Below are 21,639 nucleotides of genomic sequence, written 5' to 3' on the forward strand. Positions count from 1 at the left end.
TCATATTGCGTGTTTTCTAGTGCCTATAAAGATGACTACTGATTGACTTGGATCTCTTGCGACTCTTTAGCTTTGCCCTGCTCAATCGCAATTTCAACCCGGCGATTTCGCGCGCGATTAGCACTGGAGTTATTTTCTACTAACGGGTCCGATGATGCCATTCCCACCACTTTCATCCGATTTGGCTCAAAGCCCTTCACCTTAATCAACTCGTGTCCAACGGCTACGGCTCGCTTGCTCGACAGATCCCAGTTAGAGCTATAGAGCTCATTAGAGATGTTCCAGTCATCGGTATGCCCAGACACAGTGACAATACCAGGCACATCTTTAAGTAGTTCACCAACACGGCGTACCACAGGCTTAAACCTAGGTTGGAGGAAGCCTGATCCCGAGGCAAACGCGCCTTTTTCTCTAATGCGAATAATAATCTGCTGGCCTAAAGACTCTATTTCGATGGCACCATCGACAATCTCTTTATTGAGTTCCTGCGCCATCTTCTTCACCTGCTCGTTAATTTTATCTTGAGCAGAGGCTTGAGTCTTAGTTGACTGGGTATCCGATTGAGCAGCGTTTTCAGCCTTAGCTTCAGCTTCACTTTGTTCTACCGCAGTCGCCGATGCCTGACCGCCACGCTGCTCGCCCCGTTGTTGCTGAATTCCACCGGCGCTATCATCCTCACCCTCTTGAAATTCGAGCATGGGCTCTGTCATCTCATTGGTTTGCTGGTTGATGATCTCTATCGGCGTCGGCTCTGGTTTGCCAGGCCTAAACTCTAGGGCTATCACCGAGGTTCCCTTTGGAATGTCTTTCACTTCGACTTTATTTTGTACACCAAAAGCGTACTTCATCGAACCAGCAATCTGTTTGAACTTCATCACGTCCATTTCTGAAAACGCGAGCAGTAGTACGAAGAAACACATCAGCAACGACATCAAGTCGGCAAATGTTGCCAACCAAAGCGGCGCACCTGCAGGCGGACAATCACATTTGGCTTTTTTAGCCATCCGCTTACGCCCCTTCCAAGGTATCTATTTTTCTCGATTTTTCAGATAAGTAATTCTTGAGGAAACCTTCAATCACGCGTGGGTTCTGACCGTCTTGAATCGCCAAAACCGCATCCATGATCAGGTTACGGTTTAGCATCTCTTCATTCATTCTAAGAGATAATTTATCGGCAATAGGTAATGCGACCATGTTAGCAACGACTGCACCATATAATGTGGTTAGTAGTGCAACTGCCATCGCAGGACCAATAGACTTGGGGTCATCCATATTAGATAGCATGCCAACTAGTCCAATCAAGGTACCGATCATCCCCATAGCTGGCGCCACATCACCGATAGATTTAAAAATCCCTATGCCGGTTCTATGACGTTCTTCAGTCAGAGCGATGTCCTTTTCCAGAGCGTCTCGCACTACATCGCCATCGTGACCATCAACCAGCATATCAACCGCTTTTTGCATAAAGCTATTACTGATCTCCGCCTCTTCTAAAGCTAAGAAGCCCCCTTTACGCGCAGCATCGGCCATTGAGATAGATTGTTCGATAAGATCTTCTGGTTTATCTAGCTTGAAGATAAAGGCTTTGGCTGCAATCTTAGCTGAGCCTAAAAACTGTTTAAGGTTGTACTTCATCATGACAACAAACAGTGTACCTATCATAACAATAAGAATCGAAGGCACATTGATAAAAATGCCAATACCGCCACCACTGACCATTGCCATGATAACGAAGGCAAATGCGCCAATAAGTCCTATCAGGGTTGCTAAATCCAAAACCGCTCCTCAATACCAATCAAAACACTGTCTACCACAGCCTCGAATGCTAATTGCTACCTAAATACAAACAATTAAATAAGTAGCGACAATATTATGCCTTTGATGCCACGGCAAGTGCCAAGGCGCGAAACAAGCCATTGCAATCATATTTTTAGCATTTCAACTTATATAACGACCAAAAAAAGGATCTCTTGAGTAATATTTCCGTTAAAATGCGCCTTAGTTTGCAGGAATACCTTTGATGCTTAGCGACTGAATAGCTTATCTATACTCAGTTAGCTCACGTATAATTGACTCACTTTACAGGCAAGTTTGATATTGAAAGCGTGCTTTTGCGCAAATAGTCAACGGCTTGATTTGACCCTTGTGCCCTGCTGATATACTTTGTGTACCGCTTATTTCTAGGAATGATCATCGTGGCAAAAAAACCAGAAAACCTCTCATTTGAAGATTCACTTTCCGAGCTAGAAAAAATCGTTACCGACTTAGAGCATGGCGATATTGCTCTCGATGACGTATTAAAGCAGTTCGAGCGCGGAATTAAACTAGTGCGTAACAGCCAAAGCAAGTTAGAAAATGCTCAACAGAAAGTGGCCATACTAATGCAAGAAGAGGGTGTAGACTCTCTTAAACCTTATGATATTGAGGGTGAGTAATTGTTACTAGAGTCACTAAAGCTGTACCAAGAGCGTATCAACCAACAACTCGAGTTACGTATCGACTCACTTGCCGATATCGATCCGCAATTAAAAGCGGCGATGAAGCATGGTGCCTTAATTGGCGGAAAACGCATTAGGCCCTTTCTGGTTTATGCCATTGGCGACATGTTAGGCGTTAAGTTATCCACTTTAGACTCTTGTGCAGCAGCTATTGAGTGTGTACATGCTTACTCACTGATCCATGATGACTTACCCGCCATGGATGACGATGCACTGCGCCGCGGCCAACCTACAGTTCATATTGCATTCGATGAAGCAACTGCCATATTAGCGGGTGATGCATTACAGGCTCTCGCCTTTGAAATCATCAGTGAGCCCATCGAAAACATCACTCCATCACAGAATTTGGCTATGGTTAGAGCGTTAGCGAACGCCTCTGGGTATAGTGGCATGTGTGGTGGTCAGGCAATGGATTTAAGTGCCACCGATAAGCAGATCGAACTCGCCACCTTAATACAGCTACACAAACTAAAAACTGGTGCGCTTATTCGTTGTGCGGTGGAGTTTGCCATCATAGCCGCAAAAATCGAGGGACAAGAGCGTCAGGCTTTACTCGATTTCGCCGACGCTATTGGCCTCGCTTTTCAGGTGCAAGACGATGTGCTCGATATTATCGCTAGCACCGAAGAGCTTGGAAAGCCGCAAGGTTCAGATACAGATTCAAACAAAAGCACCTATCCAAAGTTGCTTGGATTAGAGGGCGCTCAAGAAACTGCCAGCAGTTTGATTGAGGACGCACTATCAGCGCTGGCCAAATTACCATACAATAGCCAGCTAATTGCAGAATTCGCCCGTTACATCATTGAGCGAAGAGTTTAATAAAGAGACAAAGAATCTCGATATGAGTTTTGATATTTCTCAATTTCCTGTGCTTGCACAGGCTAATACCCCAGATGAGCTAAGACAGCTCCCTCAAGCCGTGTTGCCACAATTGGCAGATGAGCTTAGAGGTTTCCTATTGAAGTCTGTTGGTAAATCAAGCGGTCACTTCGCATCGGGTCTTGGCACGGTGGAGCTCACCGTAGCACTTCATTATGTGTACAACACACCATTCGACAGACTGGTCTGGGACGTGGGTCACCAAGCCTACCCTCACAAGATCTTAACTGGACGCCGTGAAAGAATGCACACGATTCGCCAAAAAGGCGGCGTGCACCCTTTCCCATGGCGTGAAGAAAGTGAATACGACACCTTTAGTGTTGGTCACTCAGGTACCTCTATCAGTGCCGCTCTTGCTATGGCTGTCGCTGCAGAAAAAGAGCAAGCCGGTCGTAAAGTAGTTGCCGTAATTGGTGACGGCGCAATGACAGGTGGCATGGTGTTTGAAGCCATGAACCACGCAGGTGACTTGCATAACGACATGCTAGTCGTGCTCAACGATAACGAGATGTCTATCTCAGAGAACGTTGGCGCACTCAATAACCATCTTGCACAACTGATGTCAGGCCGCTTCTATACCACGATTCGTGAAAGCAGCAAGAAAGTGCTTAAAGGCATGCCTGTTATCAAAGAGATGGCTAAGCGCACCGAAGAGCACCTGAAAGGCATGGTGGTTCCTGGCACTTTATTTGAAGAACTTGGCTTTAACTATATTGGCCCTATCGATGGTCATGACGTGGACGCTCTTGTTGAAACCATGCGTAATATGCGCAACTTAAGTGGTCCACAAGTGCTGCATATCATGACGAAAAAAGGTCGTGGTTATGAGCCTGCAGAGAAAGATCCTATCGGCTGGCACGCGGTACCTAAGTTTGATCCGTCAACCTTTGAAAAGCCTGCGGCTAAACCATCAGACCCAACCTTCTCTGAAGTGTTTGGTAAATGGTTATGTGATATTGCCGAAAAAGATGAAAAGGTATTAGGTATTACGCCGGCCATGCGCGAAGGCTCAGGTATGGTTGAGTTTTCTCAGCGCTTTCCTAAGCAATATTTCGATGCAGCGATTGCCGAGCAACACGCGGTCACCTTAGGTGCGGGTTTTGCCTGCGAAGGCTATAAGCCTGTTGTGGCAATCTACTCTACCTTCCTACAACGCGGCTATGATCAAATGATCCACGACGTGGCTCTACAGCGACTGCCTGTACTGTTTGCTATCGACCGCGGTGGTATTGTGGGTGCCGATGGCCCAACTCACCAGGGTGCATTCGATTTAAGCTTTATGCGCATAGTACCCAATATGGTGATCATGGCGCCATCTGATGAAAACGAATGTCGCCAGATGCTATATACAGGTTATTGCTACAATGATGGCCCAACTGCCGTACGTTACCCTCGCGGGAGTGCAACTGGTGCTAAACAAGTCGAAACCATGACGGCTATGCCAATTGGTAAAGGCTTGATTAAGCGTCAAGGTAAGAAGATTGCCATTCTTAACTTTGGTACCTTGCTAGCAAGCAGTTTAACTGCTGCTGAAGCATTGGACGCCACCGTTGCCGATATGCGCTTTGTGAAGCCACTGGATGTTGAGCTGGTTAAACAGCTGGCAGAGAGTCACGATATGTTAGTCACTGTGGAAGAGAACGCCATCATGGGCGGCGCAGGTTCAGGCATACTTGAACTATTGCAAACTCTTAAGTTACCAAAGCCAGTATTACTAATTGGTTTACCTGATGAGTTTATTAAGCATGGTGCCCCAGATGAGATCATCAGTGAACTAGGCTTAGATGCCACAGGTATTCAAAAGCAGATCGAAGACTTTATCGCCTAATCAATCAGCGAGAGTGTTTATTTCTTGAATCTGTAAGAGAATAGCTAAATAAAAAGGACTGCCATGGCAGTCCTTTTTTTATTGCCAGTACTCACTCAATGGTTAGCACAAGCTTGTCTCTAGCGAATCATTAGCCTTGAGAAACCATAACCATTGCTGGGCGCAATAGACGCTCATTCAATGTGTAGCCCTTCTGCATAACCATCATAACTGTGTTTGCAGGAAAATCGGCGCTTGGTTGCATGCCAATAGCTTGATGTAACTCAGGGTTGAAGGTATCACCTTGTGGATCAACTTGAACTAGACCAAACTTCTCAACTGTGCTCATAAAGCTCTTAGCCGTCAGTTCAACACCTTCATAAATAGCTTTGGTCGCTTCAGCTTCTGCATCGGTACCTTGCAGAGCTCGCTCCATGTTATCTAATACAGGTAACAATTCATTGATGAACTTTTCTAACGCGAACTTGTGCGCTTTTTCTACATCCATTGCCGAACGACGACGAATGTTGTCAACTTCAGCCGCTGCACGGATCACTGAATCTTTTTGCGCATCGACTTTAGCTTCAGCTTCTTGCAAAGCCTTCTCTAACTCTTCTACGCGGAAGTTAGCTTGAGTAAGCTCATCCATCAAAGAGGCTTCATCAGTCGCTTCTGTAGCGTTCTCGTTAAGCAATTCGCCTTCTACGATCTCTTCGACTTGGTTATCTTGTGCTTTATTTGTTTGGTTGCTCATTTTTGCTCCAGCTAAAAATGCTTTGTTTCTGCATGCTCTGAGCATATTATGGGGATCAAATTTAAGGTTTCAAGGCCTAAAGCTGGATCTAACATAATTTATGAGCAATACGTTTCACACAATTGGTCTAATTGGTAAGCCTAACCATAAAGGTACCACCCAGACCTTAAAAAGATTGCATCATTGGCTTAGTATGCAAGGCTACAAAGTCTTAGTCGAAGAGCGAGTAGCCGGTGAACTTGGCCCTCAAGCTCAATCTGTTGACCTGTTAGAGATAGGTAAGCAATGTGATTTAGCCATCGTCGTCGGTGGTGACGGCAACATGCTAGGTGCCGCTCGCGTGCTTGCGAGGTTCAATATAGGTGTTATCGGGGTTAACCGTGGCAACTTAGGCTTCTTGACCGACCTGCCACCAGACTCATTCGAAGAAACATTATCAAAAGTACTCGAAGGCGAGTTTGAAATAGAACAGCGGTTCTTACTCGAAGCCGAAGTACACCGGCATGGTGAATTAAAGTCCAGCAACACAGCGGTTAACGAAGCGGTACTTCATCCTGGCAAGATTGCGCATATGATCGAATTTGAAGTCTATATCGACGACAAATTCATGTATAGCCAGCGCGCAGACGGCATGATTATCTCGACGCCTACTGGATCGACGGCCTATTCACTCTCTGCTGGCGGCGCGATTTTAACTCCTAACTTGTCTGCGATGATCTTAGTACCCATGTTCCCCCATACGCTTTCCTGCAGACCAATCGTTGTCGACGCTGCCAGTATCATCAAGTTAGTCGTATCACCACATAACGCCGATAATTTAGAGGTCAGCTGTGATGGCCACGTCCACCTGTCTGTTTTGCCTGGTGATGAAATTATAATCAAACGTAGCGACGAAACCTTAAGACTTGTTCACCCTAAGGGGCACAACTATTTTCACGTTTTACGTACTAAACTTGGCTGGGGCAGCAAACTGTTCTAAGTTCTTAAGTTCTAAGTGCCTAAGCTCTAATCCTTAAATATTGCCGATATGCCAAACTAGAGGCTATCGGCAACACTATCGCCCGCTTTACTCTCTCGTAAACTTCATTACATTCACTGTTAGTAAACTACAGCTTTTACTACTGCATAATTTTATGCGTAAAAGTAGAAACAATTCTTAGCAAATCATTAAACTCGCCAAAACATTAACTTAGATTAATAATGAGAAATAAACTCAGAATGGCGACCACGAAAACAAGACACCGATCACACTGACAGTATAAAGTAAAACCATCTTCCAGTATCGAATAAGAAAGTTTACGATCAGCTTACTCGCAAATCCCACTCGAAATGACCTCCAGCAGATACGTTTGTCGATAAAAATGTTGCGAGCAGTCCTAACAACATGACAATCTAGCATTAAGCACTACATTTTAGGTGACACAGGTCACACCAATACCAAATGCAAAACCGTGACAGATCTCACAATCAGCATTACCAGGCATAATGACAACTGAGCATGATCCAGATCATCTTTATTAATTACTAATTCACGTTTAGTACACACTTCTAGTCATAACAACGAAAAAATAACAGCTGTACTGTTTAGCAAAAATTGAAGTTAACCGCTCAAAATTAGCCATTCAAATCTAGTCATTTGAATTCGAAATGGAAGTTAGATACAAAAATATAAATCAAACGAGGCAAGCATGACCTTTATTCAACTTCTCGCAAGTTTAACGCCGATTATCAGCGTTATGCTGTTTTTAGTCCTACTCAGGATGCCTGCATCCAGAGCCATGCCAATTTCTATGGTGTTCACCGGCCTCGCTGCAGTATTCGTTTGGCAGATGGACACCACCTTCTTAGCCGCCTCAGTGGTTGAAGGATTACTTTCGGCCCTAACTCCACTGACGATTATCTTTGGCGCAGTATTCTTGCTTAACACGCTTAAATACTCAGGAGCTATGGATACCATTCGCGCAGGTTTCACCAACATCAGCGGGGATGCTCGAGTTCAGGTCATCATCATATGTTGGTTGTTTGGCTCATTTATCGAAGGTTCAGCTGGTTTTGGTACGCCTGCAGCGATTGGTGCACCATTACTGGTATTATTGGGAATTCCACCTATTGCTGCTGCGGTTGTCGCCTTGATTGCCGACTCGACCTCGGTATCGTTTGGTGCTATCGGCCTGCCTGTTCTGTTTGGTATGGAGCAAGGGCTGACACAAGGTGGCAGCAATATGGCCGCAGAACAAATCGCTCAACATGGCGGTAGTTTTGCCGAGTACGCGCAGTTTATTGCCATGCACATGATCACTATCGATTTAATCACTGGCACGCTGATCCCATTGACTATGGTGGCAATACTTACAGGCTTCTTCGGGCGTAATAAATCCTTTAAAGAAGGTTTAGCCATCTGGAAATTCGCTCTATTTGCAGGCCTTGCTTTCACCGTTCCCGCCTGGTTAATCAACTACTTTGCCGGTCCTGAATTCCCATCAGTGATTGGTGCACTTGTGGGTATGGCGCTAGTAATTCCAGTCGCCAAGAAAGGCTATCTATTACCAAAAGAGCAATGGAATGATTTTGCGGAAAATGACGGCCAAGAGCGTAAAGAGTTGGCCACCGAGGTAAAGTTTTCTCAACTTGCAGCATGGTCGCCTTACTTGATTATGGCTACGCTACTGGTACTTTCTCGTACCATCGCGCCGCTTAAAACCTGGTTATCTAGCTTTAACATCAGCTGGACAGGCTTGCTAGGCACAGAGCTCAAAGCAGGCTTCGCCACACTTTATGCGCCAGGCGCCTTCTTCGTCTTAGTCTGTATCCTTGGCTTCTTCCTATTTAAGATGAAGTCTCCCGCGATAAAAGAGTCCATCTCAGTCTCTTGTAAGTCTATGGTGCCAACTATTATCTCCCTTGGCGCATCGGTACCTATGGTGAAAATCTTCCTTAACTCTGGTGAAAATGCATCGGGGCTTGCCTCTATGCCTGTCGCTCTGGCCGATACGCTGGCTAACAGCATGGGCGCAGTATGGGCTTGGGTATCACCGATTGTCGGTATATTTGGCGCTTTTCTATCGGGGTCTGCAACCTTCTCCAACATGATGTTCTCAGGTCTGCAATACAGTGTTGCCGATAATATTGGTGCCAACCACGCGCTAATTTTAGCCATGCAAGGCATTGGCGCTAACGCCGGTAACATGATGTGTGTAATGAATGTAGTGGCTGCGGCTACGGTTGTGGGTATGGCGGGACGCGAATCAGAGATCATCCGTAAGACGATGCCTGTTGCACTAGGCTATGCTTTAGTCGCAGGAACTATCGCCGCGGTTTGGGGTGGTTTCTAACACCTGTTAAACCTGATTAGCAAGCATAACCTAACAGAATAATCATATCGTGAAAGCCGCAGAAACTGCGGCTTTATTCACTCAAAATAAGTGTGTGAGAGAAAGTTCATGTCGATTAATTATGAAGCTGTATTAAGAGATTTACGCAGACAGGTGGGCGAACACGCCGCCACTAACGATCCGGTACGCCGTTTTGCCTGGTCAACCGACGCCAGTTATTTTCGCATCGTGCCCGAGATAGTCGTTCACGCCGACACCTTAGAGCAAGCCAAACGCACACTCGCGATTGCTCGCACCTATGGCGCGCCAGTCACCTTTCGCGCCGCTGGTACCAGCCTTTCAGGCCAAGCCATTGGTGAAGGCATATTACTCATTCTCGGTCACGATGGCTTTAGAACTTTAACGGTCAGTGACGATGCCTCGAAAATTACCTTAGGTACCGCTGTTATTGGCGCCGATGCTAACGCAGTACTCAAGCCGTTAAATAAAAAGATTGGTCCCGATCCTGCCACCATAGCATCGGCAAAAATAGGTGGAATCGTCTCGAACAACGCTTCGGGCATGTGTTGCGGCACGGCGCAAAACAGTTATCAAACGATTGCCTCTGCCAAACTACTGTTTGCCGATGGCACTGAGCTAGACACCGGCTGTGAATCGTCAAAAGAAGCCTTTAGTCAGTCGCATCCACAGTTACTCAAAGAGCTTACTGAACTTGCCGAGCTAACCGTTAACAACGCCACGCTTGCTGCACGAATTCGTAAGAAGTTCTCCATTAAAAACACCACAGGTTACAGCCTCAATGCACTGGTAGACTTTACAGATCCATTCGAGCTGATCAACCACCTGATTGTCGGCGCCGAAGGCACGCTCGCCTTTGTTGAAGAGGTCACTTACTACACGGTTGATGAGGCGCGCTTTAAAGCCTCTGCCATGGCAGTTTTTTTCAATATGGAAGATGCCGCTCGCGCTGTTCCGCCACTTGTTGGTGATAGCGTCGCCGCAGCCGAGTTGCTCGACTGGGCATCAATTAAAGCGGTAACGGGTAAGGCTGGCATGCCAGAATGGTTAGCGCAATTACCTGAAGGCGCCGCAATCTTATTGATTGAGTCACGTGCGAACGATAAAGAGACCTTAGAGATTTATACTCAGCATGTTATCGCTAAACTTGCCCATATTGAAACAGAGCGTCCAATTAGCTTCAGTGACGATCCAGCCGTATTTGGTCAGTACTGGGCGATGCGTTCAGGGCTGTTCCCCATTATTGGCGGCGAACGCCCTAAGGGCACCTCTGTTATCATCGAAGATGTGGCTTTCGAGCTAGAACACTTGGCTGCTGCGGCTAATGATTTAACCGAGTTATTCCATAAGCATAATTACCCTGAAGGGGTGATTTATGGTCACGCACTCGCGGGTAACTTCCACTTTATCATCACTCCCACCTTCAACACTCAGGCTGACATCGAGCGTTTCCACGCCTTTATGCAAGATGTTGCCGAGATGGTGATCAATAAATACGATGGCTCGATGAAGGCTGAGCACGGCACCGGCCGCGCCGTCGCACCTTTCGTTGAGATGGAATGGGGCAGCGATGCTTATACCTTGATGAAACGTATCAAGCAGATCTTTGACCCTGAAGGGTTATTGAACCCTGGAGTTATTCTTAACGATGATAATCAAATACACGTTAAAAACATCAAGCCCTGCCCCGTGGTCGATGACTTAGTCGACAAGTGTATCGAATGCGGTTTCTGCGAAAAAACCTGCCCAACCTCAGCCTTAAATATGTCACCGCGTCAACGTATCGCAACCCTGCGTGAAATTGAGCGCCTAGAGCAGTCCGGCGACAAGCAAGCCGCAGAACAGATGCGCGCCGCAGCCAAGTATGATGTCGTCGATACCTGCGCCGCCTGTCAGCTTTGTACCATTGCCTGCCCAGTTGATAACAGCATGGGCGAGCTGGTACGTAAACTGAGAACGCCGTATATCACCAGCACTGAGCAAAAGGTACTCGACTTCCAAGCTAAGCACTTTGGCGCGGTAAATCAGGTGATCAGCACAGGTTTTGATGTACTGGGTACCATTCATAAAATCACCGGTAGCGCGATAACTGGCGCAATAATGAAAGCGGGACGCGTAGTCACTAAAGAAGTGCCTTATTGGAACCCAGATTTCCCCAAAGGTGGCAAGCTACCTAAGCTAAGCGCGCCGCTTCCGGGTCAAGAAACTGTGGTTTATTTCCCTGCGTGCGGTGGCCGCACCTTTGGACCAACGCCAAAAGATCCCGATAACCGCTCCCTACCGGAAGTGGTCGTCACGTTACTCGAACGCTCTGGTTATAACGTCATCACTCCAGAGAAGACTCGCGAGCTATGTTGCGGTCAGATGTGGGAGTCTAAAGGAGACTTCAAAAATGCCGACGCTAAGCGCAAAGAACTGATTGAAGCCGTTTCGACCATGACTCAAGTCGGCAAACTACCGGTTATCATCGATGCGCTTTCATGTACTTACCGTACTCTTACCGGCGACAAGTCACTGACCGACAAAATCGAGATTGTCGATATGGTTGATTTTATCCATGACAAGCTACTCGATAAACTGACCATTACCAGCAAGAAACCAGCCGTCGCGCTGCACTTGGGCTGTAGTGCACGCAAGATGAAACTTGAACCTAAAATGGAAGCCATCGTCGATGCCTGCAGTAAACAAGTTGTTCGCCCGGCAGGAATAGATTGTTGCGGCTATGCCGGTGAAAAAGGGCTTTATAAGCCAGAGATAAATGCCAGCGCACTGCGTAACATCAAGAAGCTTATCCCGGTTGATGTGAGCGAAGGCTATTACGCTAACCGCATGTGTGAAGTAGGTTTAACTCAACATAGTGGCATCTCTTATCGCCACCTTGCCTACCTATTAGAGGAGTGTACTCGCTAGTACCTTGCAATATTAAGCCTAAATCTTAGCAAGATAGAATCCATTAGGGGCAGCGACTGCCCCTAATTCTTTTCATTTACATCCAGATAAATCCCAGCCGCCATAAATACTCCATTTTTAGTTAGTCATATTCAACCTTTAGAGCTTTAACTCAACAATTATCTTGTTATACAAATAGATAGCTTGTTTTCATTTTTGCAAAAATGCTCGTTATTATTTACTAAATTAGCACTACTTTTTACAAGGTTATCGGCCTATATTTAGAGTGTGAGTAAGTAAAAGCGAATGTCCGCTTACTAAAAAGTCGGCTTTTTAAGCAGACTTTTTGCGGCTACTTTTTACAATTAGAAAGTCGCTAACAATGTCTGCAAAATAGAAGAGAAAACACAATGAAGATTGCACTTTTCATTCCGTGTCTAGTGAATCAGATGGTCCCAGAAGTGGGAATAGCCACCTTAGAATTATTAGAAAAGCTCGGACACCAAGTCATACTGCCAAAAGGCCAAACATGCTGCGGCCAGCCAATGACCAACTCAGGTTGCTATAACGAAGCCAAGAAGACCACTATGAAATTGCTTAATGCCTTTAAGGGCGTTGAGTGTGATGCCATAGTGTGCCCAGCCGCTTCATGCCTTGTAGCCGCTAAAGAGAACTTTCACGAGTTTGATACAAGCTCTGAGGCTCAAGCTGTTATCGACAAGCTATATGAGTTAACTGAGTTTCTGCACGACGTCTCGCCTATTCCAGCATTTACTAAGCCTTTTCCCCACAAGATCAGTCTACAGATGAGCTGTCATGGCATTCGCATGCTAGATCTGGCCACCCCAAGTGAGCAGATGGGCCCACGGATGAACAAGTTCGAAGCTGTACTTGCATCTATCCCCGAAATTGAAATTGTCTATCCAGAGCGCCGCGATGAATGCTGTGGTTTCGGTGGTACCTTCGCCCTAGATGAAGGCGCTGTCTCGGCTAAGATGGGCAAAGATAAAGCTCAGGCTCACGCCGAAACGGGCGCAGCTTATGCGGTTGGCTTCGATCCCTCTTGCCTGCTGCACATCGATGGTATGGTCAGACGACAGAAACTGCCAATTGAGACTCGTCATATCGCCCAAGTTATCAACGCAGCGCTTTAGGAGAAGATATGTCCACCTCTAATTCAGCGGTACACGCCCATAAGGCGGAGATCTTCTGTAAAGATGAATCCCGCGTTGATTGGCACTCTAAAGCCCTTTGGCTACTGCGTGAAAAACGCGACCGCGCGGCGGGCAGTTTGCCTGAGTGGGAACAGTTACGCCAAATTGGCTCGGAGATGAAGCTTCATACGCTGACCCACTTGGGCCAGTACTTAGAAGAGTTTGAGCAAAACTGCATAAAGAACAATATTCAAGTGCATTGGGCCAGAGATGGTGTAGAACACAATCGTATCGTGCATGAGATTTTGGCCAAACATCAGGTCAAGAAGTTAGTTAAGTCTAAATCTATGCTCACCGAAGAGTGCCATATGAATCCATATCTGGAGCAACATGGCATTGAGGTCATTGATACCGATTTAGGCGAACGCATTATTCAGCTTGCAGGCCAGCCACCATCACACATTGTTGTGCCTGCTATTCACTTGAAAAAAGAGGAAGTCGGCGATCTATTCCATGACAAACTTGGCACTGACGCCGGCGCTTCTGACCCACTTTATCTAACCCGCGCCGCCCGCGCACACTTGCGTGAACAATTCTTGTCTGCCGATGCGGCGATGACAGGGGTGAATATGGCGATTGCCGATAAAGGGGCTGTGGTAGTGTGCACCAACGAGGGCAACGCCGACATGGGCGCCAACCTGCCAAAGCTGCAACTTCATTCGATGGGCATAGACAAGCTAGTGCCTAATATTGATAGCGCGGCAGTTCTGCTGCGTACGCTTGCCAGAAACGCAACTGGTCAGCCTATTACCACCTACAGCTCTTTTTATCGCGGCCCACAAGATGGCGGCGAGATGCATGTGATTATTGTCGATAACGGCCGTACTGACATGCTAAAAGACAAAATCTTAGCCGAATCTTTAAAATGTATTCGCTGTGGTGGCTGCCTTAACACCTGTCCTGTGTATCGCCGCAGCGGCGGTTACAGTTACAACTACACCATTCCAGGGCCAATCGGTATCGCGGTGGGCTCGCAAAGGGATGATACCAACTCAATCCCTTGGGCATGTACCTTATGTGGCAGCTGCTCTTATGTTTGTCCAACTAAGGTACCACTGGATAAAATCATCCATCATCATCGCCGCCTAAAAGCCGAGGCAGGTAAACTCCCCTACGGCAAAGCCAGCTATATGCCGCTAGTCGGCAAGTTTATGGCCAGTGAAACGGCTCTTAATTGCTCGATGAGCGTTGCTCGTATAGCGCTTAGGATTTTACCGGGTAGCCTATTAAAACCATTTTCAGGCGCTTGGGGGAAATACCGTGAGCTACCCGTAGCCCCCAACTCAAGCTTCGAAGCTTGGTTTAAGAAAAACAGAGGGTAGAAATATGTCTAGCAAACACGACATTCTTAACGCATTAAAAAGCGCCGCGATTGCGCCTCAATCCATGCCTGTTATCGATATTTCGCCGCGAATCGACGATTTAATCGGCCAGTTTGAAACCAGCTTAAACACAGTGGCAGGCACATTACACCGTGAAGGTGGCTTAGCTAAGTTGCAGGCACAGGTTGATGAACATATTGCTCAAGGGATGCAAATCATCTCTATGGTTGACGGTGTTAAAGGTAATCGCGAAGTGACCGATACCGCCCACCAGCTAAGAGATATCGATTACGCAGTGATCCCAGGAGACTTAGGCGTTGCCGAAAATGGTGCCATCTGGGTTAACAATAAAAACCTTGGCCATCGCGTGACGCCCTTTATCTGCGAAAACCTATTTTTGGTACTAAAGGCGAGCACAATTGTGGCCAATATGCATCAAGCAGCGAGTCGCATCACTCTTGAATCCGGAGAGTTCGGTACCTTTATCGCCGGACCATCTAAGACTGCCGATATTGAACAAGCACTCGTTGTGGGTGCTCACGGTGCCTGTAGCTTAAACGTGTATCTAGTTTAAGGTTACAGCTTGATAAAATATCCAATAAGCATATGACTTTCCAAAAGAAGTTAGTTTAAAACATCCATATAAAAAGCCCTAAGCTCACTAGACGTAAGTTTAGGGCTTTTTTAATATGTTAATCGACAATATTAACGTCGCGTCGTCTCAAGCCAATAATCTAGCTTTACACTCATTCCTTGTACTTCAACAGCCTTACCATCTATAAATTTTGGTGCATAACGCCACTTTTTAAGTGCCTTTAATGATTCTTTCTTAAACTTGCTGCCACCTTGTGTATCGGTAACCATAGGGTCTTTAACAAAACCCATTTTATCTATGGTGAAACTCATCGTAGTACTCCCTGTTTTACCCGCTTTGGCATAAGCCAATGGATATTTAGGTTCCTTACGAAACAATGGAGTAGGCTCGATATTATCGTTCCAGGGCGTCATGTTGCCGATAGCGATGCAATGCTTTGTCGACTTATCACTCTCCCCATCAAGCTCATAGAGTTGAACTAATCTAGCATGTGCAGCAAGCTCATAAGGGTGACTATAATCGAGCATTTCAAACTGTTTAATAACCGCTAAAAATAGCTCCTCTGCCTCATCATAATCTTTTTCTGCAAGGCGAACATTACCCAAGGTGAAACTCGTTAGTACGCGCTTCATTGCATCTTCAGGTAATAAATCTGCATAGGTTCGTTGAGCATCGAAAGCGTAATCGCGTACCTTAGGTCTGTAATAAGGGGTATTAACTAAGCGCTCAAAGTAAGCCATCTTTGTGTCGGCAAGCAACATTGCATTGTTTGCATAATCGGCAATTTCCAGTGCCTCATCTAAATAGCTTCGAGCCTCTTTATCTGTGCTGGCATCACTTAACCCTAGGAGCGGATCGATCAGTTCTTTCGCCTTATCGCCGTAGGTTTTACGGTATGTCACTAGCGCTACCTGATACAGCTCGAACGCCTGTAGCTTTAGCTTATTAGTCTTAGCTGCGTTTTCTTCCTCGAAGGTATTCTTAGGTACATTGACAATCAAGGCATTGCCCGCATTTAGTGCCAATATAGCCGTATCTAGGCTATCAGGGCCAAACTTCACTGTACCAAACTCGTAAGCCTTAAGCGCATAAAGCTCTATTTTCGCTTCATCCTTGGCGGTCACAGCGGCTTTATAAGCGGAATACGCGTCACCAAATTCAGAGGCTACAGCTTGAGGAGATAGCGCTAGAGCGCTTGCCAATATGGCGGCATAAAACAAGTTTCGGTTAGTTATACTTTTTCGTGAAGGCAAACTGCTATCTAGACTTGCTGTTTTTCCTAAATTAGGTGGAAGTAACATGAAAAATCCTTATTCACTGTTATTATCTTTTATTAGTATTTTTTGCAAAACTGAACTAGTACAACTTTTGCACTATAGATAGAGCAAATTAACATAACGACTAACTTATAAGCAAGCTGAGCAGCCCCCGTTAATTTAGTAACAATTAAATTAAAATTAACGGGTTACGCCGTGTACCTATGTTCTACAAGTCAATATTAGGCTAACAGCTTGCTATGAGTACGCTTCATTATCCAGCCCATCCAGATGGCTAATACCGTGCTACAAGTAGCCAGTGAGATCCACACCCCTGTCACACCAAATGCCCAGGCAAACACACACAAGATAGCGCTAAACAGGATCAGCTTGGCCCCGGTTAAAATCGATGCTTCTTTTGAGTAATTAATTGCTTGGAAAAATGATGCACCCACTAATAACAAGCCTTCCATAGGTAAGCCCCAGAAATACCAACGCATTCCCTCGATGGCTATCGGCGTGAGTAAGTCGTTGTCACCGGCAAAGATATAGACAAAAAGTTGCGGCACAGAATAGATAAAGACGAGACCTAAGGCGGCGCACACTAAGGTCACAGAGAAGGCCATTTTAAGTGCCTGTTTAACCCTATCGAAGCGTTTGGCACCAGCATTAAAACTCAAAATAGGCTGTACGCCAAAAGCGATACCTTCAAATAAGAGGTAAAAGAAGGCTTCGGTATAACTCACGACCCCATAGGCAGCAACATGCAGCGGCGTGCCTACCGTAAGAAATGCCACATTGTGTAGCGTCAGCACCACGGTCAAGTACATGTTCATCAAGAAACTTGGGGTACCTACACGAATGATATTGGCGCAGTGATCCCATTTGAGCTTCATCTGCTCAAGGTTGATGCCTATCTCGGTTTTACTACTGAAGAAATGCTGTAAACACAGGGCCCCCGTCACCGCTTGGGAAATCATGGTGGCTATCGCTGCGCCCATTAACCCATAAGGGAACACCACGATTAACAACCAATCGAGCACTGTATTTAGCACGCCACCTAAGATCAAAACGAAAGTCACGAATCCGGGCCGACCATCATTACGCAGCAATGCAGTAAATGCCATCGACACTATGGGGAAAGTGCCTAGGGCAAAATACCAAAAAAGATAGTCGTCGGCGCTATTTAGGATCTCACCTTCAGCGCCGAGCATCATCAAGATATCTCTAGAAAAGTAGCAACCGAGTACTGTGGTGATAAGGCCCGAGATAAGGCACAGACTAAAAGTATTGCCCAATATGCGCCGAGCAATGCTAGTTTCACCTTGCCCCAGATGAATCGACACTAAAGCAGCGCCGCCCATTCCCAGCGTTGCGCCAATCGCGTAGAGCACAGCAGCGATAGGGTAAGCCAAAATCATGCCCGCTAAGCCGACTTCCCCGAGGTAGTGCCCAATAAACATGCCGTCGATGGTGACGTATATTCCCGTCACTAACATTGAGAGGATCGTAGGGAGTGAATAGCGCCAAAACAGTTTTCCGATTGGCTCGGTGATCATTGGCGAGTCGGTTGCGACTCGATTAGTTCCCGCCGGTGGCATAGGTTGGCTCATGGTCATTCTCTTATTATTGTTATTTTTTTCACTGGCTTACGGATTACAGATTTACAAATGACAGCTCTACAGCTTAATCGCTTATAAAATACTTAAAATAGTCGCGAGTTAACATACTGCATGGCAAAAGTAATTTTTTTAATAGATAGTTAAAAATAGATAGCTAGAACCCAAGACGTGAAGACAGAGCCAACAAAGCCGCCTCAAGCCCCTCTATATCGATTTCAGACATAGATAGTATTTCGATACGTGAATCCATCGCATCATCGAGCTCTACGATGGACAATTCAGACTCTACGCAGTTAAAGCCTGCAATCCCCTCCTCGGTGATCATCACGGCTTTAAGGCGAGGTACATGCAAACTTTTTATTAAGACTAGTAGTTTGTCAAAGTCGAACTCATAGCTTGGGTCAAATACCCAGCCACAGCTGTAAAAGCCATCGCCTTGATTGCTCTTACGCAGCAGGCCACGCTCATCAAATTCAATATTTTGCTCTGTTGATGGACCGCCTGCTTGCTCTGAAAATAGCGGGCTATAGTTAATATCGACCAAACGAGGCGCCTGTATGCTCTCCTCGCTTTTTCTTAATATTTTAGGCTTGCTGCCTAAATTTTTAGCATTTGTTAAAGTCGCGCCTCTATGCGGTCTATCTAACAACGACATAATCGAAGCACTAAGCTCTGCGGCCTGCTCTAAACTCCAAGGTATAATCGGCACACTTTCTCTGTCACTGTCAGCAGATTGAAGTGTAGGGGCTAAGGGATTAATCATATCTAGATATGCAGCCAAGTCCGATATTAGTGAGGCCGGATAACTATCGACTTTACTCGCCAAGACAATATCGGCAACTTGCAGCTGTTGATTAAATATCTCATGTTCGGTGTAGCGGCTATCCTTAAGCTTTCTCGCATCCACTAGGGTCACGCAAGCCTTCATCGCTAACACTTGCCGATAGTGGGGTTGAGTCAGCACCTTAAGTACCTCTTTAGGGTGGCCAAGGCCCGTCGGCTCAATCAATAATCTGTCTGGTTTCGCCTTCGCGATAAGTTGGTTGATAGCGACCTGCATGGGCAGGCCCGCCGCGCAGCACATACAGCCACCTGCCACCTCTTTGATCTGCACCTGCTCACTGCCAGTATCGAGTAAGCCAGCATCTATGCCTATTTCGCCAAACTCATTGACCAGTACCGCCCATACCTCCCCCTCGGGCTTATGTTTAAGCAGAGTCTTAATTAACGAGGTCTTGCCGACACCTAAAAAACCGGTAATCACATTGGTTGGGATTATTTTCTGGATCATAGCTAAGCTCTATCTATCAAATTGCCTAAGATTCTAATCGCTATTAAGCAGAGCTGTCACGCCATAGGCGTATTTTAGATTAATTAGGCTGGGTGCTGAATTTAGCTCTTAGAGTTACGGCTGACTCATATACTGCTTATCGATATAATCGCACCACAGATCTGAGCCTAACTCAGGGTTAGACTCATTGCCTCTAATTCCCAATTTAAACTCCACCACAGAGCGCCACTCTAACGAGCCAAGATCGGGGCCATGGCCTTGACCATCGCCCGTTATCACTTGTTGATCCACCTTTTCATACCAAGCCAAATCACACCTTTGGCCTGACTGAGTATAAATCTCCTCAACGCTATCTATATTCTCTAGCTTCTTAGGGCTATCGCTACGCTCTAATTGAGCGCAACCGGTTAGAAAAATAGCCACGATCACACCACTCAAAATCGAAAATTTAATCATCAGTGTTTCCTCCCCTATTGAATTTAATAGCACCACAGTATCAAATCATGCTCATATTAAAAACAGCTTAAGCTCCGGCTAAATAACGATTAATCGATACATAGCCGGCTAGCAATAAACCCGCATCGACAGCATCACTCTGAGATAATCCTCATGATAAAAACAGCATAGAGTTCTCACTTTAACCAAGAACAATACCCACCACATATACAACTATATAGAATGTCGACGAAGCTCAAATAATTGAGTTCATTATTATAATTATTATTGATGGGTCAAAACATGAAATTTCTAAAAACTGCCGCTGCGGCTGCTATCTCTGTTGCGTTATTAGCGGGTTGTAACGATGAAACCAATAACTACCACCCAACTGAGCCAACACCAGATCCTATTGAACCAATAGAAAGAGACGGCCGCTTTGCCGCATATAACTTATCATTCGATCGTACTAGCTTTGAGCAGCTTGTTAGTGAGATGACACTAACGGCTGAAAAGCAAGACGAATTAATGGATAAGTGGTTCGCAGGTACCTTAACTGACGAAGAGAAAGCCGTTGCAGAGAAAGTAATTCAAATCCGTAACGTTGCAGCAGTGATTCAAACAGAGCGCCCAGCGGTATTGATGATGGGAGAATTTAACAACGATGGTACTGGTGAAAACCAAGATGCCATGGTTGGCTTCCGCCTTAACTACTTGTCTGTACCTCAAAATGGCCTTGGCGCGACATCAGATGACAAGAAGATGCTTGAGCCAATTCAATTTGGTTACTCAGAAACATTCGCCACTAACACTGGTTTACTTAGCGATTTTGACTTAGATCGTGACGGCAAGATTGCCTTACCTGGTGATGCTTGGGGCTTTGGTTTCTATCACGGTCAATACGCATTTGGCCTGCTCTCTATGTATCCAATCGACACTGCCAATATCCGTACTTTCCAAAACTTCAAATGGAAAGATATGCCGGGCGAAACCAATCCAACTATCGTTAATTGCGATGATGAGAACAATCCGATTCCAGCAGGCATGAAGTGTGGCGATGAATGGTACTCTGCAGAAGCTTGGGCTGAAAAACCACTTTCTTCAAAGAACCATGTTGATGTGCCAGTATTAATCCCTACATCAGACGGCGGCACTCAAACTGTTCACCTGTTAATGTCACACCCAACACCACCGGTATTCGATACAGTAACTAAAAACAATGTACTTCTAAACAGTGCAGAAGTAGCATTCTGGAATGACTATGTATCTGGTTCTGATTACATGTATGACGACAAAGGTCTACAAGGCGGTTTAGCTGACGACGCATCATTTATGATCATGGGCGACCTTAACGCTGATCCTAACGATGGCGACGGTAAAGTTGAAACGATTGCTAAGCTACTAGCCAATGACAATATCAATACTCACGCAACATTGGGGGTTTACGCACCTAGCAGCTTAGGTGCCGATGAGTGCTTTACTAATGACGAATGTGGTGACTGGGGAGCAGGTAGCCCACAATACGTAACAAGTACATTTGGACTACGTGTTGACTATGTGATGCCATCAAGCGACCTAAACATCACTGACTCAGGTGTATTCTGGCCAGCCACCTTCGAAGAAGGTCGTCTACTAATGAATGATGAGCGTGTAGGTAAATATGGTGACGGCAAAGATATTTCATCTGATCACCGCCTTGTTTGGGTTAAAGCTGAGTTCTAATTAAG

Annotated in this window: 17 protein-coding genes; 10 read left to right on the plus strand and 7 right to left on the minus strand. The window is 45.9% G+C overall.

Going from position 1 to position 21,639, the window contains the following annotated elements; all coding sequences use genetic code 11:
- Nucleotides 1-35: 35 nt before the first annotated feature.
- Together SPEA_RS15755 and pomA are read right to left on the minus strand one after the other, a co-directional pair.
- Nucleotides 36-1,004, minus strand: coding sequence for a flagellar motor protein MotB (locus SPEA_RS15755; RefSeq protein ID WP_012156208.1), 969 nt, complete (start codon nucleotides 1,002-1,004; stop codon nucleotides 36-38).
- A gap of 4 nt (nucleotides 1,005-1,008) precedes the next feature.
- Nucleotides 1,009-1,776, minus strand: a complete 768-nt coding sequence (pomA, locus tag SPEA_RS15760) for a flagellar motor protein PomA (protein ID WP_012156209.1) — start codon at nucleotides 1,774-1,776, stop codon at nucleotides 1,009-1,011.
- A 419-nt stretch (nucleotides 1,777-2,195) separates the two neighbouring features.
- Between pomA and xseB the strand changes: the two genes are divergently transcribed.
- From xseB to dxs, 3 genes are read left to right on the plus strand one after another with little or no spacing between them, the layout of a single operon-like run.
- Nucleotides 2,196-2,435: an exodeoxyribonuclease VII small subunit gene (xseB, locus tag SPEA_RS15765; protein WP_190272076.1), complete on the plus strand. Its 240-nt coding sequence runs from the start codon at nucleotides 2,196-2,198 to the stop codon at nucleotides 2,433-2,435.
- A gap of 21 nt (nucleotides 2,436-2,456) precedes the next feature.
- Entirely contained in the window at nucleotides 2,457-3,317 is an 861-nt protein-coding gene (gene ispA / locus SPEA_RS15770; protein ID WP_398353680.1) for a (2E,6E)-farnesyl diphosphate synthase, read from the plus strand.
- Nucleotides 3,318-3,339: 22 nt separating this feature from the next.
- On the plus strand, nucleotides 3,340-5,205 hold the full coding sequence (gene dxs / locus SPEA_RS15775; protein ID WP_012156212.1) for a 1-deoxy-D-xylulose-5-phosphate synthase: 1,866 nt from the start codon (nucleotides 3,340-3,342) through the stop codon (nucleotides 5,203-5,205).
- A 130-nt stretch (nucleotides 5,206-5,335) separates the two neighbouring features.
- Here dxs and grpE read toward each other — a convergent pair whose 3' ends face one another.
- Nucleotides 5,336-5,938: a nucleotide exchange factor GrpE gene (gene grpE, locus SPEA_RS15780; protein WP_012156213.1), complete on the minus strand. Its 603-nt coding sequence runs from the start codon at nucleotides 5,936-5,938 to the stop codon at nucleotides 5,336-5,338.
- Nucleotides 5,939-6,038: 100 nt separating this feature from the next.
- Here grpE and nadK point away from each other — a divergent pair, with 100 nt between their 5' ends.
- From nadK to SPEA_RS15810, 6 genes are all read left to right on the plus strand, one after another.
- Complete coding sequence (gene nadK, locus SPEA_RS15785; protein ID WP_012156214.1) at nucleotides 6,039-6,917, plus strand: NAD(+) kinase; 879 nt, start codon at nucleotides 6,039-6,041, stop codon at nucleotides 6,915-6,917.
- A 709-nt stretch (nucleotides 6,918-7,626) separates the two neighbouring features.
- A complete protein-coding gene (locus SPEA_RS15790) occupies nucleotides 7,627-9,270 on the plus strand; it encodes an L-lactate permease (protein ID WP_012156215.1) in 1,644 nt (547 codons plus the stop codon).
- A gap of 108 nt (nucleotides 9,271-9,378) precedes the next feature.
- The gene (locus tag SPEA_RS15795; protein ID WP_012156216.1) at nucleotides 9,379-12,198 is read left to right on the plus strand and encodes an FAD-binding and (Fe-S)-binding domain-containing protein; all 2,820 of its coding nucleotides are present in this window, start codon (nucleotides 9,379-9,381) and stop codon (nucleotides 12,196-12,198) included.
- 389 nt (nucleotides 12,199-12,587) lie between these two features.
- Nucleotides 12,588-13,331: a (Fe-S)-binding protein gene (locus SPEA_RS15800; RefSeq protein WP_012156217.1), complete on the plus strand. Its 744-nt coding sequence runs from the start codon at nucleotides 12,588-12,590 to the stop codon at nucleotides 13,329-13,331.
- An 8-nt stretch (nucleotides 13,332-13,339) separates the two neighbouring features.
- Nucleotides 13,340-14,713, plus strand: coding sequence for a lactate utilization protein B (locus tag SPEA_RS15805; protein ID WP_012156218.1), 1,374 nt, complete (start codon nucleotides 13,340-13,342; stop codon nucleotides 14,711-14,713).
- A gap of 4 nt (nucleotides 14,714-14,717) precedes the next feature.
- The gene (locus SPEA_RS15810; RefSeq protein WP_012156219.1) at nucleotides 14,718-15,287 is read left to right on the plus strand and encodes a LutC/YkgG family protein; all 570 of its coding nucleotides are present in this window, start codon (nucleotides 14,718-14,720) and stop codon (nucleotides 15,285-15,287) included.
- Nucleotides 15,288-15,418: 131 nt separating this feature from the next.
- Here the strand turns inward: SPEA_RS15810 and SPEA_RS15815 are convergent, their stop codons facing one another.
- The 4 genes from SPEA_RS15815 to SPEA_RS23390 form a co-directional block, all read right to left on the minus strand.
- Nucleotides 15,419-16,609: an energy transducer TonB gene (locus tag SPEA_RS15815; protein WP_012156220.1), complete on the minus strand. Its 1,191-nt coding sequence runs from the start codon at nucleotides 16,607-16,609 to the stop codon at nucleotides 15,419-15,421.
- A gap of 197 nt (nucleotides 16,610-16,806) precedes the next feature.
- Nucleotides 16,807-18,165 (minus strand): MATE family efflux transporter, encoded by a 1,359-nt coding sequence (locus SPEA_RS15820; RefSeq protein ID WP_041411573.1) that lies wholly within the window; start codon nucleotides 18,163-18,165, stop codon nucleotides 16,807-16,809.
- A gap of 175 nt (nucleotides 18,166-18,340) precedes the next feature.
- Complete coding sequence (locus tag SPEA_RS15825; RefSeq protein ID WP_012156222.1) at nucleotides 18,341-19,477, minus strand: CobW family GTP-binding protein; 1,137 nt, start codon at nucleotides 19,475-19,477, stop codon at nucleotides 18,341-18,343.
- Nucleotides 19,478-19,591: 114 nt separating this feature from the next.
- On the minus strand, nucleotides 19,592-19,933 hold the full coding sequence (locus SPEA_RS23390) for a hypothetical protein (RefSeq protein ID WP_012156223.1): 342 nt from the start codon (nucleotides 19,931-19,933) through the stop codon (nucleotides 19,592-19,594).
- A gap of 282 nt (nucleotides 19,934-20,215) precedes the next feature.
- On the opposite strand from SPEA_RS23390, the gene SPEA_RS15835 reads away from it, so the two are divergent.
- Nucleotides 20,216-21,634, plus strand: coding sequence for an endonuclease/exonuclease/phosphatase family protein (locus SPEA_RS15835; protein WP_012156224.1), 1,419 nt, complete (start codon nucleotides 20,216-20,218; stop codon nucleotides 21,632-21,634).
- The last annotated feature ends 5 nt before the right edge of the window (nucleotides 21,635-21,639 follow it).

It is taken from the genome of Shewanella pealeana ATCC 700345 (assembly GCF_000018285.1).
Classification (GTDB): domain Bacteria; phylum Pseudomonadota; class Gammaproteobacteria; order Enterobacterales; family Shewanellaceae; genus Shewanella; species Shewanella pealeana.

What these genes read in the sequence shown, in the direction of transcription:
- SPEA_RS15755 (WP_012156208.1), bottom strand. Translation starts at nt 1,004, where the DNA reads ATGGCTAAAAAAGCCAAATGTGATTGTCCGCCTGCAGGTGCGCCGCTT.
- dxs (WP_012156212.1), top strand. Translation starts at nt 3,340, where the DNA reads ATGAGTTTTGATATTTCTCAATTTCCTGTGCTTGCACAGGCTAATACC.
- grpE (WP_012156213.1), bottom strand. Translation starts at nt 5,938, where the DNA reads ATGAGCAACCAAACAAATAAAGCACAAGATAACCAAGTCGAAGAGATC.
- nadK (WP_012156214.1), top strand. Translation starts at nt 6,039, where the DNA reads ATGAGCAATACGTTTCACACAATTGGTCTAATTGGTAAGCCTAACCAT.
- SPEA_RS15790 (WP_012156215.1), top strand. Translation starts at nt 7,627, where the DNA reads ATGACCTTTATTCAACTTCTCGCAAGTTTAACGCCGATTATCAGCGTT.
- SPEA_RS15795 (WP_012156216.1), top strand. Translation starts at nt 9,379, where the DNA reads ATGTCGATTAATTATGAAGCTGTATTAAGAGATTTACGCAGACAGGTG.
- SPEA_RS15800 (WP_012156217.1), top strand. Translation starts at nt 12,588, where the DNA reads ATGAAGATTGCACTTTTCATTCCGTGTCTAGTGAATCAGATGGTCCCA.
- SPEA_RS15805 (WP_012156218.1), top strand. Translation starts at nt 13,340, where the DNA reads ATGTCCACCTCTAATTCAGCGGTACACGCCCATAAGGCGGAGATCTTC.
- SPEA_RS15810 (WP_012156219.1), top strand. Translation starts at nt 14,718, where the DNA reads ATGTCTAGCAAACACGACATTCTTAACGCATTAAAAAGCGCCGCGATT.
- SPEA_RS15815 (WP_012156220.1), bottom strand. Translation starts at nt 16,609, where the DNA reads ATGTTACTTCCACCTAATTTAGGAAAAACAGCAAGTCTAGATAGCAGT.
- SPEA_RS15820 (WP_041411573.1), bottom strand. Translation starts at nt 18,165, where the DNA reads ATGCCACCGGCGGGAACTAATCGAGTCGCAACCGACTCGCCAATGATC.
- SPEA_RS15825 (WP_012156222.1), bottom strand. Translation starts at nt 19,477, where the DNA reads ATGATCCAGAAAATAATCCCAACCAATGTGATTACCGGTTTTTTAGGT.
- SPEA_RS23390 (WP_012156223.1), bottom strand. Translation starts at nt 19,933, where the DNA reads ATGATTAAATTTTCGATTTTGAGTGGTGTGATCGTGGCTATTTTTCTA.
- SPEA_RS15835 (WP_012156224.1), top strand. Translation starts at nt 20,216, where the DNA reads ATGAAATTTCTAAAAACTGCCGCTGCGGCTGCTATCTCTGTTGCGTTA.